Source organism: Amycolatopsis sp. NPDC005961 (genome assembly GCF_040629235.1).
GTDB lineage: Bacteria > Actinomycetota > Actinomycetes > Mycobacteriales > Pseudonocardiaceae > Amycolatopsis > Amycolatopsis camponoti.
In genome coordinates this window covers 52,335-67,267 of record NZ_JBEXVF010000033.1, presented here as the reverse complement: position 1 = coordinate 67,267, position 14,933 = coordinate 52,335, and the positions used below count along the sequence as shown (strand labels likewise).

General features: G+C 71.4%; 15 protein-coding genes and 1 pseudogene. 6 read left to right on the top strand and 10 right to left on the bottom strand.

Annotation, left to right across the window (positions count from 1 at the left end; translation table 11 throughout):
- Positions 1-8 precede the first annotated feature (8 nt).
- The 4 genes from ABZ342_RS27055 to ABZ342_RS27040 are packed head-to-tail and all read right to left on the bottom strand — an operon-like array spanning position 9 to position 3,791.
- Positions 9-698 (bottom strand): TetR/AcrR family transcriptional regulator, encoded by a 690-nt coding sequence (locus tag ABZ342_RS27055; RefSeq protein ID WP_360478420.1) that lies wholly within the window; start codon positions 696-698, stop codon positions 9-11.
- 28 nt (positions 699-726) lie between these two features.
- On the bottom strand, positions 727-1,656 hold the full coding sequence (locus ABZ342_RS27050; RefSeq protein ID WP_360478417.1) for a phosphotransferase: 930 nt from the start codon (positions 1,654-1,656) through the stop codon (positions 727-729).
- Between the two features lie 11 nt (positions 1,657-1,667).
- Complete coding sequence (locus tag ABZ342_RS27045; RefSeq protein WP_230862345.1) at positions 1,668-2,849, bottom strand: histidinol-phosphate transaminase; 1,182 nt, start codon at positions 2,847-2,849, stop codon at positions 1,668-1,670.
- A gap of 33 nt (positions 2,850-2,882) precedes the next feature.
- Positions 2,883-3,791, bottom strand: a complete 909-nt coding sequence (locus ABZ342_RS27040; RefSeq protein ID WP_360478414.1) for a hypothetical protein — start codon at positions 3,789-3,791, stop codon at positions 2,883-2,885.
- Between the two features lie 213 nt (positions 3,792-4,004).
- On the opposite strand from ABZ342_RS27040, the gene ABZ342_RS27035 reads away from it, so the two are divergent.
- The 3 genes from ABZ342_RS27035 (at position 4,005) to ABZ342_RS27025 (ending at position 5,469) form a co-directional block, all read left to right on the top strand.
- Positions 4,005-4,304: a hypothetical protein gene (locus ABZ342_RS27035; RefSeq protein ID WP_155544257.1), complete on the top strand. Its 300-nt coding sequence runs from the start codon at positions 4,005-4,007 to the stop codon at positions 4,302-4,304.
- Between the two features lie 164 nt (positions 4,305-4,468).
- Positions 4,469-4,735 carry a hypothetical protein gene (locus ABZ342_RS27030; protein ID WP_360478411.1) on the top strand — a complete coding sequence of 89 codons (267 nt, stop codon included), beginning with the start codon at positions 4,469-4,471 and terminating at the stop codon, positions 4,733-4,735.
- A complete protein-coding gene (locus ABZ342_RS27025) occupies positions 4,732-5,469 on the top strand; it encodes a dihydrofolate reductase family protein (protein ID WP_155544258.1) in 738 nt (245 codons plus the stop codon). Before ABZ342_RS27030 ends, ABZ342_RS27025 begins: the two co-directional genes overlap by 4 nt.
- Here the strand turns inward: ABZ342_RS27025 and ABZ342_RS27020 are convergent.
- From ABZ342_RS27020 to ABZ342_RS27000, 5 genes and pseudogenes are all read right to left on the bottom strand, one after another.
- A pseudogene (locus tag ABZ342_RS27020) lies at positions 5,466-6,233 on the bottom strand (DDE-type integrase/transposase/recombinase). The gene ABZ342_RS27025 and the pseudogene ABZ342_RS27020 sit on opposite strands and share 4 nt — an antisense overlap.
- Positions 6,234-6,310: 77 nt before the next feature.
- Positions 6,311-6,706: an NUDIX domain-containing protein gene (locus tag ABZ342_RS27015; RefSeq protein ID WP_360478408.1), complete on the bottom strand. Its 396-nt coding sequence runs from the start codon at positions 6,704-6,706 to the stop codon at positions 6,311-6,313.
- 15 nt (positions 6,707-6,721) lie between these two features.
- Complete coding sequence (locus ABZ342_RS27010; protein WP_360478405.1) at positions 6,722-8,392, bottom strand: hypothetical protein; 1,671 nt, start codon at positions 8,390-8,392, stop codon at positions 6,722-6,724.
- 81 nt (positions 8,393-8,473) lie between these two features.
- Positions 8,474-8,836 carry a VOC family protein gene (locus ABZ342_RS27005; RefSeq protein ID WP_155541414.1) on the bottom strand — a complete coding sequence of 121 codons (363 nt, stop codon included), beginning with the start codon at positions 8,834-8,836 and terminating at the stop codon, positions 8,474-8,476.
- Positions 8,837-8,866: 30 nt separating this feature from the next.
- On the bottom strand, positions 8,867-9,289 hold the full coding sequence (locus ABZ342_RS27000) for a hypothetical protein (protein ID WP_360478402.1): 423 nt from the start codon (positions 9,287-9,289) through the stop codon (positions 8,867-8,869).
- Positions 9,290-9,390: 101 nt separating this feature from the next.
- Between ABZ342_RS27000 and ABZ342_RS26995 the strand changes: the two genes are divergently transcribed.
- The 3 genes from ABZ342_RS26995 to ABZ342_RS26985 all read left to right on the top strand — a co-directional run bounded on the left by ABZ342_RS26995 (position 9,391) and on the right by ABZ342_RS26985 (position 13,956).
- A complete protein-coding gene (locus ABZ342_RS26995; RefSeq protein ID WP_360478399.1) occupies positions 9,391-10,539 on the top strand; it encodes a serine hydrolase domain-containing protein in 1,149 nt (382 codons plus the stop codon).
- A 527-nt stretch (positions 10,540-11,066) separates the two neighbouring features.
- Positions 11,067-11,255, top strand: a complete 189-nt coding sequence (locus tag ABZ342_RS26990; RefSeq protein WP_155541417.1) for a hypothetical protein — start codon at positions 11,067-11,069, stop codon at positions 11,253-11,255.
- 91 nt (positions 11,256-11,346) lie between these two features.
- The gene (locus ABZ342_RS26985) at positions 11,347-13,956 is read left to right on the top strand and encodes a CHAT domain-containing tetratricopeptide repeat protein (protein WP_360478396.1); all 2,610 of its coding nucleotides are present in this window, start codon (positions 11,347-11,349) and stop codon (positions 13,954-13,956) included.
- Here the strand turns inward: ABZ342_RS26985 and ABZ342_RS26980 are convergent.
- On the bottom strand, positions 13,948-14,931 hold the full coding sequence (locus tag ABZ342_RS26980; RefSeq protein WP_360478393.1) for an aldo/keto reductase: 984 nt from the start codon (positions 14,929-14,931) through the stop codon (positions 13,948-13,950). The two genes, ABZ342_RS26985 and ABZ342_RS26980, sit on opposite strands and share 9 nt — an antisense overlap.
- Positions 14,932-14,933: the final 2 nt, after the last annotated feature.

The following is a 14,933-nucleotide window of genomic DNA, read 5'->3' as shown; positions in this document are numbered from 1 at the left end:
TAGCGGCGTCAGTTCGAGAGGCGGTGCAACCACTCCCGCAGCAGCTGCCGCTCGGTCGTGGTCAGCTGGTCGACGTCGTCCGCGAGTGCGGTCGACAAAGCGACCGCGAGCGCGCCGACGGACGAGCCTTCGGCCGGCCGCTCGGCGAGCAGCCCGGCCAGGACGGCCTCCCTGACCTGCGTGGACATCGCCAGGTCACGGCTGTTTTCGGGCTGGGCGATCAGGCTGAGCGTGACCCCGCTGTTGGCCGCCGCGAACTGCCGCGCGGCCTCCGCCGCCTCGACGCGCAGCCGGCCGTCCCGTGCGAGCGGCGTGAACAGCTCCAGCAGCATCGCCTCGGCGCTGGAGGTGAGGTTGCACGGCACGCCCGGCTCGATCTGGCCGTAGAGCAGCACGTAGAACTGCGGGTTTTCCAGGCCGTACCCGACGTGCCGGTCCCAGCCCGCGCGGATCCGGTCCACCGGGTCGCCGCCGGGCGCGGGAGCCTGCACGTACTGCGTGAAGCCGTAGTTGACGACGGCGTCGAGCAGGCCCTGTTTGCTGCCGAAGTGGTGGTAGAGCGTGGGTGCCTGGACGCCGGCGCGCTCGCAGATCGCCCGCGTCGACACGGGCCCGCCTTGGGCTTCGTGCAGGAGCTGCCCGGCGGCCAGCAGCAGGCGATCGCGGGTGCTGGTGGTGCTGCTCGATCGTCCGGCCATGTAGCAATTGTAGCGCCGCGGTATAACGTCAGGTTCTCAGCCGGAGTTGCACCCGGCGTAGCCCGGCGAAGGCGTTCAGCACCGCGGGGTCGGTCGTCGCCGCGTCCGGGCGCACCGACCGGTAGCCGTCCAGGAACGACTCCCGCAGCTCGTCCCGCTGCGGGAGGTGCTTGAGCTCGTCGAGCGCCACGGCGAGGTCGTACGCGTAGTGCCCGTACCCGCAGTCGTCGAAGTCGATCGCCCGGACGCGGCCGCGGTGGAACAGGTAGTTCTCCTGGCGCAGGTCGCCGTGGACGAGGCCGAAGACGTCGGCGCCGCACCCCAGCTCGGCGCGGACCGCGCGCACCCGCCGGGCGGCGGCGCGGACCCGTTCGTCGCCACCGGCCAGCGCGACCGCCCGGTCGAGCACGGCGTCGGAGAGGCCGTCGACCTGCGAGCGGCCGAACTCGGTCAGGTCGTCGACGCGGCCGCGGTCGAGACCGTTCATCCGTGCGCCGTGCAGGTGCAGCCGCGCGGTGAACTCGCCCACCGCGTAGAGCTGCGGCGCGCTGAGCCGTTCGTCGACGAACCGGCCGTCGACCCAGTGGCAGAGCACGCAGGTGCGCGGCTCCGGCACCGCCGGGTCGGCGACCACGGTGACCAGGTCCCGCGCCCGCGTCGGCACCGGACGCGGGACGACGAGGTCGGTCTCGCGGCCCAGCGCGGCGAGCCACGCCATTTCGGACCGCACCTGCGCGGTGCCCGGGCCGTCCGCCCGCTGCACCCGCAGCACGTAGCGGTGGCCGTCCGCGCCGTCGACGCGGAACATCGTGTTGAGCCCGCGGCCCAGCGGCGTCAGCCGGGCCACCGGCACGTCGTAGCCGGTCAGGGCGGCTTCGGCGAGCCGGCGCAGGCGCCGGGTGCGGCCCGAGCGGTCCAGGCGGGCGAACGGCCGGTCGTTCGCCGTGGAGCCGGCCATGGCCCAGGTGCTCAGCTGATTGACCGTTCCGGCTCGCGGGAGTGCGCGACGAGCTCGATCGTCGGCGTGTGGCGGCCACCGCCACCCAGCCGCTCGACCCCGCGCAGACCCTCGACAAGCCGCTCGACCTCGGTGTCCGGCCGCACCCCGAAGCGCATGAACTGGCTGGTCATGCCGATCTTGTTGCCGCACTGGCGCACCAGCAGGTGGTGCTCGGCGAGCAGGTAGTCGCACAGCTCGGCGCCGTCGACCGACCCGGGCAGCTTGACGAGCAGGAAGTTCGCCTGCGAGGGGAACACCGTCAGCTCCGGGAACTGGTTCAGCTGCGAGTTCATCATGAACCGGTCGAGAGCGAGCTTCTTGAGGCTCTCCTCGTACTCCGCGCGGTGCTCGGCGAGCATGAAGATGACGGTCTCGGCCAGCGAGTTCAGGTTCCACTTCGGCAGCGCGCCCGACAGCTTGCGCGTCAGGGCCGGGTTCGACACCTGGTAGCCGAACCGGATCCCGTGCAGCCCGAAGTTCTTGCCGAGGCTCTTCAGCACGATGACGTTCGGCCGCACGACGGCTTCGGCGGCCACCGACGGGTTCATCTCGGCCTCGACGAAGTCGATGAACGACTCGTCGATCACCACGAGGTCGAGGTCCTCGAGGGCGTCCATGAACCGGATCACCTCGCGGCGCGACAGGTACCCGCCGTCGGGGTTGTTCGGGTTGCACAGCACCGCGACCCGGGAGCCGCGGCGCTTGATGAACGCGACGTACTCGTCCACGCGGAGCTCGAAGTTGTCGGACTCCTTGAGCAGGAACATGTCGACGCGCTTGCCGGTCTCCAACGGCTGGTCGGTCCAGCGGCCGAACGTCGGGATCGGCACGGCGATGCTGGCGTCGACGAGCAGCCGGTCGATCCAGGTGATCAGCTCGGTCGAGCCGTTGGCCAGCGAGATCGTCGACGGGTTGAGCCGCAGCACGCTCGCCAGCTGCGCGGTGATCGCGCCCGCGTCGCTCGGGTAGAACTTGAGGATCGTGCGGAGGTTGCGCTCCAGCTCGCCGAACATCTCGTCGGTGGGGAAGTACGGGTTGCAGGGGATGCAGAAGTCCGCGAGGTCGTCCGCGTGCTGGCCCATCGCGCGCGCCACGGAGAAGAACGACGGGCTGTGCGCCGCACTCTGCTGGAAAAGGCCTCTGGTGGTCATGCCGTGCCGCACGCGTGGTCTCCGTCCGCCGCTTCACCGGCCCCTTGCCTTCCCGATGGGGACACGGGTGAATCGGACGGACGGTTCAACACCGGTCACCGCGTAGATCCCGAGGCCGGCCAGCGCGGCGCCGGCCAGCGCGGAGAGGCCGAGGAGCGGCAGCGGCGCGGCCAGCGGGTCGATGCCGGTGAACGACTCGACGCCGATCACGGCGGTGAGCAGGGCGTCGGCCACGACCGCCGCGAGCACGACACGCAGCCGGTGCGCTTCCGGCCAGCGGGTGAACCGCAGGACCCAGGCCAGCGCGGGGAGCACGAGGATCGCGTGCATCGCGACCGCGTGCAGCGGCTTGAGCGAGCCCGCGGTGGTGTACGCGCCTTGCGGGTCGCCGCCGCGCGCCGCGACGACGCCGCGCCCGATCATCACCGCGCCGGTGGCCAGCGCGACCAGGAGGACGACCAGGCCCGCCCGGATGGCCAGGCGCATGCTCGCCGCCTCCGGGCCGGGCTCGACCAGTGCCGCGGCCGTGAAGCCGATGATCGTCAGGACGATCACCCCGCCACCCGCGGCGAGCGTCATCGACACGGCGCTGTCGAACGGCGTTTCGAAGTCGAAGTGCGACGGCACCCCGCGCCAGGCCTGCATGCTGACCAGCACGACCTCGGCGACGCTCGCGGCCGTGAACGCGCCGAGCAGGGCGGTGCGCAGCCGGGGCCGGACCGTGAGGAACGACGTCGCCCAGGCGACCGACGCGAGCGTCAGCCCGAACGACAGCCCGAACGTGACGGCCTTGCGCATCGACAGCGGTCCCAGCCACGAGCCGCCGGTGGCGAGGAGCGCGACCGCGTGCACGACGCCGCTCAGGAACAGTGCCGCGCCGACGGCGTAGGCGACCTTTTCGACTCGCCTGGCGTCGTGCCGGATCCGGGTCAGTGCGTTCATGGCGTCGAGTGTGGCGCCCGGGAGGGGATCGGCGCGTCGGCCCGGTGGCGGCACCGCGGCGTACGACGACGGGCGTACGGCAATCGTGGAGAAATGCCGAAAAGTGTTGGTAAAGGAATTGCGTTGTTCTTGACCGGAAAATAAGGAAAACACGTGTCCGCCGACACTCGGCAGGCGGATGCGGTGCGGCCGGAAGAGTTCTACCATCGAATCATGTACATCGCCCTGCTGACCTACACGGCACCCGAAACAGAAGTCGACTACGCGCTTCCGGACCATTCGGACTGGGTGCGCAACCAATTCACGAAGGGAGTATTCCTCGTTTCCGGAAAGGGGAACGGCGCGGCCGACCAGGTGATCCTCACGCGGTCGGTACTGCGCGGCAAGCTCGACGCCGTGCTCGCCAGTGATCCGTTCGTCGTCCGCCGCCTCGCCCGCTACGAAGTCATCGAGTTCACCGCCACGCGCACCGCTCAGGAGCTGCTGGCGATCAACGAGGCCATCGCCTCCTGAGGAGTTCCGCCACGGTCGGGTGGCCCGGCGACGAGGCCCCGCCACCTGCCGGCGAAGAAGTGTGGCTGTCCGGTGCGAACCGGTGACGGCCGCCTGAGCCGCCTCGCTCACCTGCTGGTCTCGCTTATGATCGGGACGCCCGGATGCCCAGCAGGGAGAGTGCGATGAAGACCCCCGACCTCGTGTTCCGGGGCGGCTGGTCGAGCGCTGACCGCGCGCTGGTGCCGGTCGCGGTCCCAGCGCTCCCGGAGCCCCACGCGGCGCGGGAATCGGTCCTTCGCGCCGTCGACGAGGGCGCCGATCTCGTGGGTTTCGCCGGAACCGGCGTCGAACCCCTGGTCGCGGGGGCCCGCTCGAAGTTCCCTGATCTCGTCCTGGCGGTCGGCGCCGCGGAAGCTCCGGTGGCGGCGAAGGCGGTCCGATGGGAGTGATCCGGCAGATCTGGCCGGTCGAGCGCGGCCTCGACGACCACGACCTGGAGCAGCTCTACCGATACCCGGCCGACCCCCGGTGGGTGGCGGTCAACTTCGTGTCCAGCACGGACGGCGCGATCACGGTCGAGGGCCGCTCGGCGAGCCTGTCGACCCCGGCCGACCGCATCGTCTACCGGCTGGGCAACGACCTCGCGGACGTGGTCCTGGTGGGCGCGGGGACGGCGATGGCGGAGGGGTTCGAGGGCATGCGCCCCGACGAGCGTTCCGCCGACCGCCGCCGGCGGTTCGGGCTGGCTCCGATCGCCCCGGTCGCGGTGGTGACGACCGGGCGGTCCCTGCCCCCGGACGCCCCGGTGATCACGAAGGCGGCGGTCCCGACGCTGGTGTTCACGTCCGCGGCGGCCCCGTCGTCGCTGCGTGACGAATGGGCGGCGAACGGCGCCAGGGTGTTCGTCGTGGGTGCGACGGAGGTGCCGGCGTCCGAGGTGGTCTCGACGCTGGTGGCCGAGGGCCTGGGCCGCATCGACTGCGAGGGCGGGCCGCGGTTGTTCGGGTCGTTGATCGAAGCGGGAGTGGTCGACGAGTTCCGCTTGACGGTGGCGCCGTTCCTGGTGGCCGGAGCGTCGAGCCGCGCGGCGGTGGGCGGGGTGATCGACCCGGCTTCGCTGGAGCTGGCTTCGGTGCTGACCGACGGGAAAAGCGTGCTGCTGCGGTATGTGATCCCCCGCTAGCTGTATCGACCCGTGAGGTTGGGGACGCGACTGGCGGGTGGTTTGCCAGCGAGTGCGGTGTGGCCGCCGGGACCGGTAGCAGGAGCCGTTATCGGTCAGCACCCGCGCGACGGTGATCCCGCAGTCGGTGAAGAACTGCTGGGCGCGGGTCCAGAACGCGGCTGCGGTTTCCTCGGTCTCATCCGGCAGGATCTCGGAGTAGGCCAGGCGTGAGTGGTCGTCGATGGCGTTGTGCAGATAGCTGTAGCCGAGGTTGGCGCGGCCACTGACTTTGCGCGGCCGGGCAGGGTCGCGGTGGGCGGCGCTATGACGCCCGCCGACGGCCCGTCCGTGGACTTTATGGCCTCCGCCGTCGGGGATGTTGCCTAGCTTCTTGATGTCCACGTGCACCAAGTCACCGGGTGCGGCGTATTCGTAGCGGCGGACCGGGCGGCCGTGGCCCGATCGAGGTGAGTCAGGCGGGCAAGCCGGTGGCGGGTCAGGACCCGATGCACCGTGGAGGGGTTCAGCCTAAGCAGGTAGGCGGAGCGAGCCCGTCCCCATCGGCGCAGGAGACGGACTTTGATGATCCGTCGTTCGGTGCGGGTGGGGGTGCGGTTCGGGCTGGTGCGCGGCCGTGACGAGTCCCCTGGACCATTTTGTCGGTGCCTTCGGGTAGCGTGGAAATCGGGGGCTTCCTACGCGCGTTTCCCTTGTGTCGCAACAGAAACCCCGCTTCGATGCCGAGTTCGCGGTTCACCCGATTCAGCGATGATCTTTCGCACGCGTGTTCGGTAACGTCGGTGGCATGACCACTCTTCCCCCGTCCGGCCACCGAAGACCGGCGCCGCACCCGCGGCGTTCACAGCAGCCGGCGAAAATGCTCCGCCATCTCGAGGCGCCGGGCGTCTTGCGGTGCGAGCCAAGCGAAGTCGTCGTGCTCTTCCGGGTTGAGCACGACAGCTCCGGAGCCGTCCTCTTCCACCGTGTAAACGAAAGCGTGGATCTCCAGCGCGCGCCCGCCGACGTCCGGCCAGGAATCGCGGGCGAGCTCACCGGTGACCCGCACCCGCAACCCCGTCTCCTCCGCCACTTCGCGGGCCGCGGCGGCTTCGAAAGCCTCGCCCGGCTCGACCGTCCCGCCGGGCGGTTCCCACCGTCCCGCGAGGAAGACGCCGGGCCCGCGCCGAAGGAACAACACCCGGTCGCCGCGGGCGATCCAGCAGTAGGCCAGGTGCTTCCGCGCGATCTCCGTCATGCGCGCGATTCTCGCTCAGTTGGTCTTCGACGTCGGCAGGTGGGCGCCGAGGTAGCCGACGTACACCGTGCCGGTGCGGTCGGTGTCGTCGAGGAAGTGCAGCCTCGGCGCCGGCGACTTGAAGCGCTCCAAGGCGATGTGGGCGCCGAAGTAGTCGCGGCCGGCGGGGTTCGTCCGCGGGTCGACGCGGAACGTCCGCGCCTGCCGGAGCCGTTCGTTCGTGGTCACCGTGTCCGATTCGGCCAGGGCGATGATGTTGGCGCTGATCAGCGAACCCGGCTGGCCGGTCCGGGCGAACGCGAGCACGTCCGACAGCTCGGGCCCGGGGTCCTGGCCCGCGTCGAGCAACGTGGTCCGCGCGCACGCATACGCGTCGAGGGTGCGGAGCGCGTCCCACGCCTTGCGCCGCCAGGCACCGGCTTTCGGGTGGTGGTCGAGGATCGCGGCGGGAGCCGGGTCGGCCGTGATCGCGAGGTGCTTGAGCGTCGCCGCGGCGGCGCCGATCAGGTCGGCGAAGCTCGGGAACTCCTCGGGCGGACGCTCGGTGGCGGCGACCTCGTCGCCGGCGCCGTGGTACCGGGCGAGTGTGCCCGCCAGCAGCCCGTTCACGCGTCTGAGCTCGTCGCGTTCGGTCTCCGTCTCCTCGAACGCGCGCGCGTAGTCGTCCACTTCCCCCTGCAGCTGCGCGAGCTGCGTCCGCAGGCACGCGACGTCGATCGCGGACAGGTCTTCGAGCCGGCGGCGAAGCACCTTGGCCTCGCCGGCGTGCCGATCCCGGTCCTCGGCGTCGGCCTTCGACTTCTTGCGCAGGATCGTGATCACGCCCCGCGCCTCCGCCAGCTCGCGCTCGGCGCGGTCCAGCTTCTCCGTCAGCTCGGCGTCCGGCTCCCGCTCCGGCGCGTCGAACGGATCCGCGGCGTACCACGCTTTCACGCTCGGCACCTCCGCCCACTCCGCCGGCAGCGGCGTCCGGCCGCGCGTCTGGAGCAGCCGCGTGATCGCGCCCTGGAGCGCCTCGCCGGAGACCGGGCTGGCGGTCTCGACGAAGTCCGGGAGCTGGTCGCACAACGGCGCGTACAGCCGCGCGCCCAGCGGCACCTCGTAGCCGAGCGGCACGTGCTGGTTGAGGGTGCGGCGGAAGCGGTCGTCGACGTCGAAGACGTTGACCAGCCCGGGCCAGCCGTCCACCGGCACGGTCGGCGGTTCGGTGAGCACCAGCACCGCCGACGTCCGCCAGTCCGCCACCAGCGCCTCGCCCAGCAGCTCCGCGACGCGGTCGCACTCCTTGCGAGACCAGCCGCGCATCGCGAGAACCGGCGCTTCGATCGGGATCTCGTCACTCCCGCTCGCGCCGAGCTCCTCCAGCCCGATCCGGTGCGCCGGCGCTTCGTGGCAGCTGCGCCACGGCCGCGTGCACGCGGCGGCCAGCAACCACGCCACGCGGTCTTCGCCGGCGTGGTAGCACAGCGAAAGCAATACCTGAACGGAGTAGCGGCCTTCGCCGCCCGTCCACCCGAACTTCAGGTCGCACCGGCGCGAACCACCGTCGTCGGAGGAGCCGAGATCGGCGACCGTGTAGTCGTCGTGCTGCCGCTGGCGGGTGATCAGCCTGCTGCGCAAGGCGTCCAGGGGGCGTTTCCCCTCGGTGGGGACCAGTCCGTGGTGCCAGATCCGGTGCACCCCCACAGGACTCAACTCCGTTCGCCGGAAACAGGACCTCAGGCGAACATAGCGGATCCTGTGACCGGGCGAACGCGGGGCGTCACCTCATTCACGCGTCCAGAGGCAGAACGGATGCCCGGCCGGATCGAAGCAGACGCGGACGTCCTCCTGGGGCTGGAAGTCCGAGACCGTGGCACCCGCGGCGGTCGCGGCCGCCGTCGCCGCGTCGAGGTCGTCGACCTCGATGTCGAGGTGCAGCTGCATCTGCTGGGCACCGCCGGCGGGCGGCCACACCGGCGGGAGGTGCTCGGTCTCGAGCTGGAACGACAGCCCGGCGCTGCCGTCGTCCGGGCGCAGCGTCACCCACTCCGGCTCGTCGGTCTTGATCGGCCAGCCGAGCAGCTTCGAGTAGAACTCGGCGAGCGCACGCGGTTCCGGCGCGCCGAGCACGGTGGAGGTCAGCTTCATGACCCGGTGGTACCCGCCGGCGCGGGCCTTCTACCGGGCCGGGCCCGTCCGGGTGTCGAAGTAGGCGACGGGCGGGCCGACCTGGTGCCACGACGTCGTGGCGAACACCGCGGCCCCCGACAACGCGAGCAGCGCGGTGATCACGCCGAGGGTGGCGCCGATCCGACCCGGCCCTGGCCGGGTGCGCGCACCGGCGTGGACGCCGAAGACCAGCGCCAGCACGCTGATCGGCAGCAACGCGAACCACAGTGCGCCGAGGACCAGCACGAACGCCTGCGCGACCCACGAGTACACCCACGCGGTCACGACCGGCGGCCGCACGATCAGCCAGGCCGCCCAGGTGGCGACGGCGAGCGTGAACCCGGAGGCGCCGATCGCCAGCGACGCGATCGCCAGGCCACGGCCGGCTCGCGCGGTATCGGTCGTTCCGGCTTCGAATTCCGGTGCCCCCACACCGGGAACATCCCTCCGGGGCGCCCCGGCGTTACGCGGAATACCCCGTCGCCGCGTGGGTTGATCCCAGGCACAGGCGAAGGATCACTGAGGGAGCCGCCATGTCGTCCGAGCACATCCGGGGGACCGTCGCCGACGGGTTCGAGTCCGTCCGCGAGGAGTTCGCCGCCGTCGCGACCGCCGAAGGCGGCGACTACGCCGCCCAGCTCGTGGCGCACGTCGACGGCGAGCGCGTCGTCGACCTGTGGAACGGCCCCGAGATCACCGCAGACTCGCTGACCGGCGTGTTCTCCTCGACCAAGGGGGCGGCGCACCTGGTGGTGGCGCTGCTCGTCCAGGACGGCGTGCTCGACCTCGACCAGCGGGTGAGCCACTACTGGCCGGAGTTCGGCGCGGCGGGCAAGGAGGCGATCACCCTCCGGGAGCTGCTCGCGCACCGCGCCGGTGTCGTGGGCGCGGACGCCGGGTTCACGGCCGAGGAGATCGCCGACGACCGCGTGATCGCCGAGCGGCTCGCTCCGCAGCGGCCGTACTGGCGCCCCGGCACGGCGTTCGGCTACCACGCGCTGGTGATCGGCGCCCTGACCGGCGAGGTCGTCCGGCGCGTCACCGGCCACAGCATCCAGGAGCACTACGAGGAGCGCGTCCGGCGGCCGTTCGGCCTGGACTTCTACCTCGGGTTGCCGGAGGAGCTGGAGCCCCGGTTCCTGACGACGCAGCCGATGCTGCCGACACCGGAGCAGCTGGCCCAGCTGGAAGCGAACGCGACGGCGCCGGACAGCATCACGGGGATCGCGTTCAACCGCAACCACCCGAAGGCGCCGGAGCTCTGGGACCTCCCGAACCTCGAGGTGGTCCGCCGCCTGAGCCCGGCCTCGGTGGGCGGCGTGGCATCGGCCCGAGGCCTGGCCGGCATGTACGCGGCGACGATCAGCGGCCCCGAGCCGCTCCTGCGCCCGGAGACGGCGGCAGAGTTCGCCCAGATTCATTCACGGGGTGACGACCTGTCGACCCGCAACCACAACGCGTTCGGTCTGGGCTTCGCGATCGTCTCGGACGACTACCCGGTCCTCGGACAGGGAGCATTCGGCCACAGCGGCGCGGCGGGTTCCCAGGCGTTCGCAGACCCCCGCAGCGGCCTGGCCTACGGCTACAACCGCCGCCGGTTCGCATTCCCCGGCGGAGCGGCCCCGGAGAACGCGAGGCTGGTAAGCGCGATCCACAAGGCGGTGACCGAAAAGCGGGCATGACGAGCTAGCGGTCCACAAAGGACTCTCCTGGCCGATCGGTCAGGAGAGCGGAGAGCGCACGCCCAGAACGGCTTGCACCCGTGGGCTCGGGGCGGTGCTGACCGGGCGCGGAGTGAGCAGGCCCGCGAGCCGTCGGCCGGATGTCGGCGTGTAGTCGGCCGTCGATGCCTGACCGCCCAGGCCGAGCCTTCGGGCGAACCAGGCAGCAGGCATCGCCGAGTGAGGCGATGATTGCCATCCGCACCCGGCGCAACACCTCACCCCGGACGGCCCCGGCCCGCGCTCGGCCACCCGGCGGGATGCACGTCCGCAATGGACGTCGTTACAGAGTTCACTCGTTAGGACGTTCCTGTCGGGACGTTTCGCCTGATCACGCAAGTTGGTCTGACTTTCCGTAGCGAAAACTCTCCCGATCACTGCTCCGTTGTGTAACTATTGGTCCGTTCGCGGGGAGAGGGCCCCGCGAGGGGGACTCACCGTCACGGCGAGCGGCCCCATGCAGATCCCCAGGGGAGAGGAGATCGACCATGTCGACGCCCACGGACACCAAGCCTGAAGAAACCCCGGAGCCGGTCGAAAAGGCCGGCCCGGTGGTTCCGCACCCCGAGCCCGACGAGTTCGGCTGGGTGCACATCGATCACGTGCCGGAGAAGCCGAAGGACGGCACCATCGTGACGCCGAACTGCGGCGCACCTTGCTTCGAGGTCGCACGCTGAGCTTGACCAAGTTGTAATCGCCCGCCTGCCGATCTTCACAGGGTAGGCGGGCGTCTTCTGCTACAGCCTGTGCTGTCATGGTGGAGTGCCTGTGACGAACCTGGACCCGTCGGAAGTCGTCGATGAGGTCCGCAAGCTCCAGCGAGCCGCAACTGATGCTTCGTGTTTGGCGCGGTACCACGAGGGAGTCCGGCTGCTGCGGCGCGGGATGGGGCTGCTGGACTCGATCCACCCGGTGCCCGAAGGCATCCGGACGGACTGGCTGGTGACACGGATCCGCCTGTCGAGCACCTTGGTCGCCATGTCGTCGGAGATCAGCGGGGACCTGGCGGCCGGACTGGCGGGTCTGGACGACGTGCGACTGCTGGTCAAGACGGTCGACGATCCCGTGCTCCGCGCGGAGCTGAGCGGGGCGCTGAACTACAACTACGCGGCCAAGCTGATGGCTGTCGGCCGCAACGAGGAGAGCCTCGGCTACTTCGACGCCTCGATCGCGGACAAGGAATACCGGATGGCGCACGCCGCCGATCCGGAGTCGCGCATGGATTCGCTCGTCCGGAGCTTGTCTTCGCGCGGATGGGCGCACACGAGGCTGGGCAACGTCCAGCAGGCCCGCGCCGACCTGACCCGATCACTGGAGCTCGCCGAGAAGTACGAGCTGCGGGCGATGGTGGCCGACGTGCGACGCAACCTGGGCACGCTGGCCCTGCGGACCGGGGACGTTCCCGAGGCCCTGCGCTTCTACGAGGAGACCGAGCGGACCTACCGGGCCCTGGACATGGAGTTGCCCGCGCTGCTGCGCATCGAGCAGGCGCAAGCCCTGCTGGCGGCGGGACTGGCGGACGAGGCCGGCAGGCATCTCGACGACCTTCTGCTGGAGATGAGCGCTCAGCCCAGCGTCGCTCGCGAACAGGCCCGGGTCGAGCTCTACCGTGCATCGGCCGCCCTGAAGAACGACGAGCTGGACCTCGCCCGCGAGATGGCCGCGGCCGCCCGGCGGGGCATGCGCCGGGCCGGGTGCCAGACCTGTGTTGCCAACGCCGTGATCATCGGGCTGCACGCCGATGTGCGGGCGGCTCTGCATGCGGGCGAGGTGCCGGCCGCGTTGCCCACCAGGGCCATCCGCATCGCGGCGAAGATGCCGTTGCCGATGCTCACCGAGCAGGCCGCCACCGCGCGGATGCTGGCCGTCCGCCTGGACATCCGGCGCGGCAACCTCAAACGCGCCGTCGAAACGCTCCAGAAGGTGCCCCGCCCCGGGCAGCTCACCCCCATCGACTACCGGATGCTGCGCCGCCTCTGCCGGGCCGAACTCGCCGTCGCTCAGGGGAGCCGGGCCAAGGCGCTCACCGAGATCCGGTCGGGGCTCACCGAACTCGATGCCGTCCGCGATCGTATGGGTGGGCTGGACCTCGTGTCCGGGACCGCTCTCCACGGCCAGGAGCTCGCCGACCTCGCCGTGAAGCTCGTGCTCGAACGCAGCGATGCCCGGCGCCTGTTCGTCTGGCTCGAACGGACCCGCGCGCAGACCTACCGGTACGAGCCGCTCTCCGCCGGGACCGATCCCGAGCTCGCCGCGCGCGTCGCCGAGGTGCGGGGTCTGGGCCAGGCCATCCAGGAAGCGCAACACGACGGCCACCCCATCGCCGGGCTGCGGGCCAAGTACAACGAGCGTCTCCGCGAGGCTCAGCGGCTCGGCTGGCACACCGGGGGCTGGGGGCGGCCGCGGCCGGTGGCCGGGCTGAACGAGGTCGTCGCGCAGCTCGGGGAACGGGCGCTGGTCAGCTTCGCCGCGTCCGGGGACGAGCTCGTCGCCGTCGTCGTCGCCGGGGGTGAGTGCCGGCTCGTGCGGCTCGGGTCCGCCGGTGCCGCCGCCGAGTCCGGGCGCGTGCTCAACGTCGACCTCGACGCCCTCGCGCCCGACAACCTGCCCGAACGGCTGGCCGAGGTCGTCATGGCGTCGGCGCGCAAGCAGGCCGACAAGCTCGACGCCCAGCTCATCCAGCCGCTGGCCGAGGTCTTCGGCGATCGCGAGCTGGTCATCGTCCCCACCGGGCCGCTCTACGCCGTTCCCTGGGGCGTCCTGCCCGGGCTGCGGGGGCGGCCCACCGTCGTCGCGCCGTCGGCGGGGGCGTGGCTTGCCGCCGAGCTGACGAAGTCGCCGCGGGCCCGCAAGATCGTGCTCGTCCGCGGGCCGGGCCTCGCCGGTGCGCGCGGTGAGCTGGAGAAGCTGACCACGCACTACCGCACCGCGACGACCATGACCGGTGCCAAGGCCACCGTGAAGTCGGTGCTGCGCGCGATGGACGGCGCCAAGCTCGCCCACTTCGCCGCGCACGGCGCGCACGAGCCGGAGAACGCGCTGTTCTCCCGCCTCGAGCTCGCCGACGGCGCCCTCTTCGGGCACGAGATGGCCGGGCTGCGGCAACCGCCGCGGCAGGTCGTCTTCGCCGCCTGCGAACTCGCGCTCAACCGGATCCGGCCGGGCGACGAAGCCCTCGGCTTCGCCAGCGCCCTGCTCGCCAGCGGCTCCCGCACGGTGATCGCGCCGCTGTCGCGCGTCGGCGACCTGGCCTCGGCGGCCGCGATGGACGACTACTACCGCGCCCTGGCCGTCCGGGACAGCCCCGCGCTGGCCCTGGCCGACGCGATCGCCGTCGACCCGTTCCGACGGCCCTTCGTCTGCCTCGGCTCAGGCTGAGGACGCCGAGGACCCTGAGAACGCCGGCGGGGACCACACCAGCCGCGGATCGGTCTGCACGAAGCTGCCGAGCAGCTGGTCGACCCGGGTCAGCACGTCGAGGTCCAGCCGGACGCCGGCGGCCTTCGCGTTCTCGGTGACCTGCTCCGGCGTGCTCGCCCCCACCACCGCCGACGCGACGGTCTCGTGCTGCAACGTCCACGCCAACGCGAGCTGCGCCATCGTCAGGCCCGCGTCGTCCGCGACGCCGCGCAGCAGCTCCACCCGCTCCAGCAGCTCCGGCATCAGCAGCGGCCGCGCGTGCGCCGGCCCGGCCGCGCGCGAGCCCGCCGGGATGTGCCCGGCGCGGTACTTGCCGGTCAGCACGCCCTGCGCCAGCGGCATCGACGCGAACTGCCCGACGCCGATCCGCTCGCCGACCGGCATCACCTGGGCCTCCGGCACGCGCCACAGCATCGAATAGTGCGGCTGATTCGCGATGAAAGGCACGTCGTACCGCACCGCCGCCTCGTGCGCCTGCAGCAGCTGCTCGGCCGTCCACTCCGACGTGCCGACGTACCGGATCTTCCCCTGCCGCACCAGATCCGAGAGCGCGAGGAACGTCTCGGCGACCGGCGTCCGGTAGTCGAAGCGCAGCAGCTGGTGGACGTCGACGTGGTCGGTGCGCAACCGCCGCAGCGAGCCTTCCAGCGACGCGATCACGTGCTTGCGGCTCAGCCCGGCGTCGTTCGGCCCCGGGCCCTCCGGCCAGAACACGCCGGTGCACAACACGATCTCGTCGCGCCGGACACCGGAGAACGCCGAGCCGAAGGACGCTTCCGCCGCGCCGCCGTCCCACGCCGCCGCGGTGTGGAACGTCGTGACGCCGGCGTCCAGCGCCGCGGCGACGCAGCCGGGTGCGTCGTGCGTCTGCCAGTTGCCGTAGGCGATCTCGCTCACGGCCAGCCCGCTCGCGCCGAGCCTGCGGTACTCCACGT

Coding starts and splice junctions, on each gene's coding strand:
- ABZ342_RS27055 (WP_360478420.1), bottom strand. CDS start 698: ATGGCCGGACGATCGAGCAGCACCACCAGCACCCGCGATCGCCTGCTG.
- ABZ342_RS27050 (WP_360478417.1), bottom strand. CDS start 1,656: ATGGCCGGCTCCACGGCGAACGACCGGCCGTTCGCCCGCCTGGACCGC.
- ABZ342_RS27045 (WP_230862345.1), bottom strand. CDS start 2,849: ATGACCACCAGAGGCCTTTTCCAGCAGAGTGCGGCGCACAGCCCGTCG.
- ABZ342_RS27040 (WP_360478414.1), bottom strand. CDS start 3,791: ATGAACGCACTGACCCGGATCCGGCACGACGCCAGGCGAGTCGAAAAG.
- ABZ342_RS27035 (WP_155544257.1), top strand. CDS start 4,005: ATGTACATCGCCCTGCTGACCTACACGGCACCCGAAACAGAAGTCGAC.
- ABZ342_RS27030 (WP_360478411.1), top strand. CDS start 4,469: ATGAAGACCCCCGACCTCGTGTTCCGGGGCGGCTGGTCGAGCGCTGAC.
- ABZ342_RS27015 (WP_360478408.1), bottom strand. CDS start 6,706: ATGACGGAGATCGCGCGGAAGCACCTGGCCTACTGCTGGATCGCCCGC.
- ABZ342_RS27005 (WP_155541414.1), bottom strand. CDS start 8,836: ATGAAGCTGACCTCCACCGTGCTCGGCGCGCCGGAACCGCGTGCGCTC.
- ABZ342_RS26995 (WP_360478399.1), top strand. CDS start 9,391: ATGTCGTCCGAGCACATCCGGGGGACCGTCGCCGACGGGTTCGAGTCC.
- ABZ342_RS26990 (WP_155541417.1), top strand. CDS start 11,067: ATGTCGACGCCCACGGACACCAAGCCTGAAGAAACCCCGGAGCCGGTC.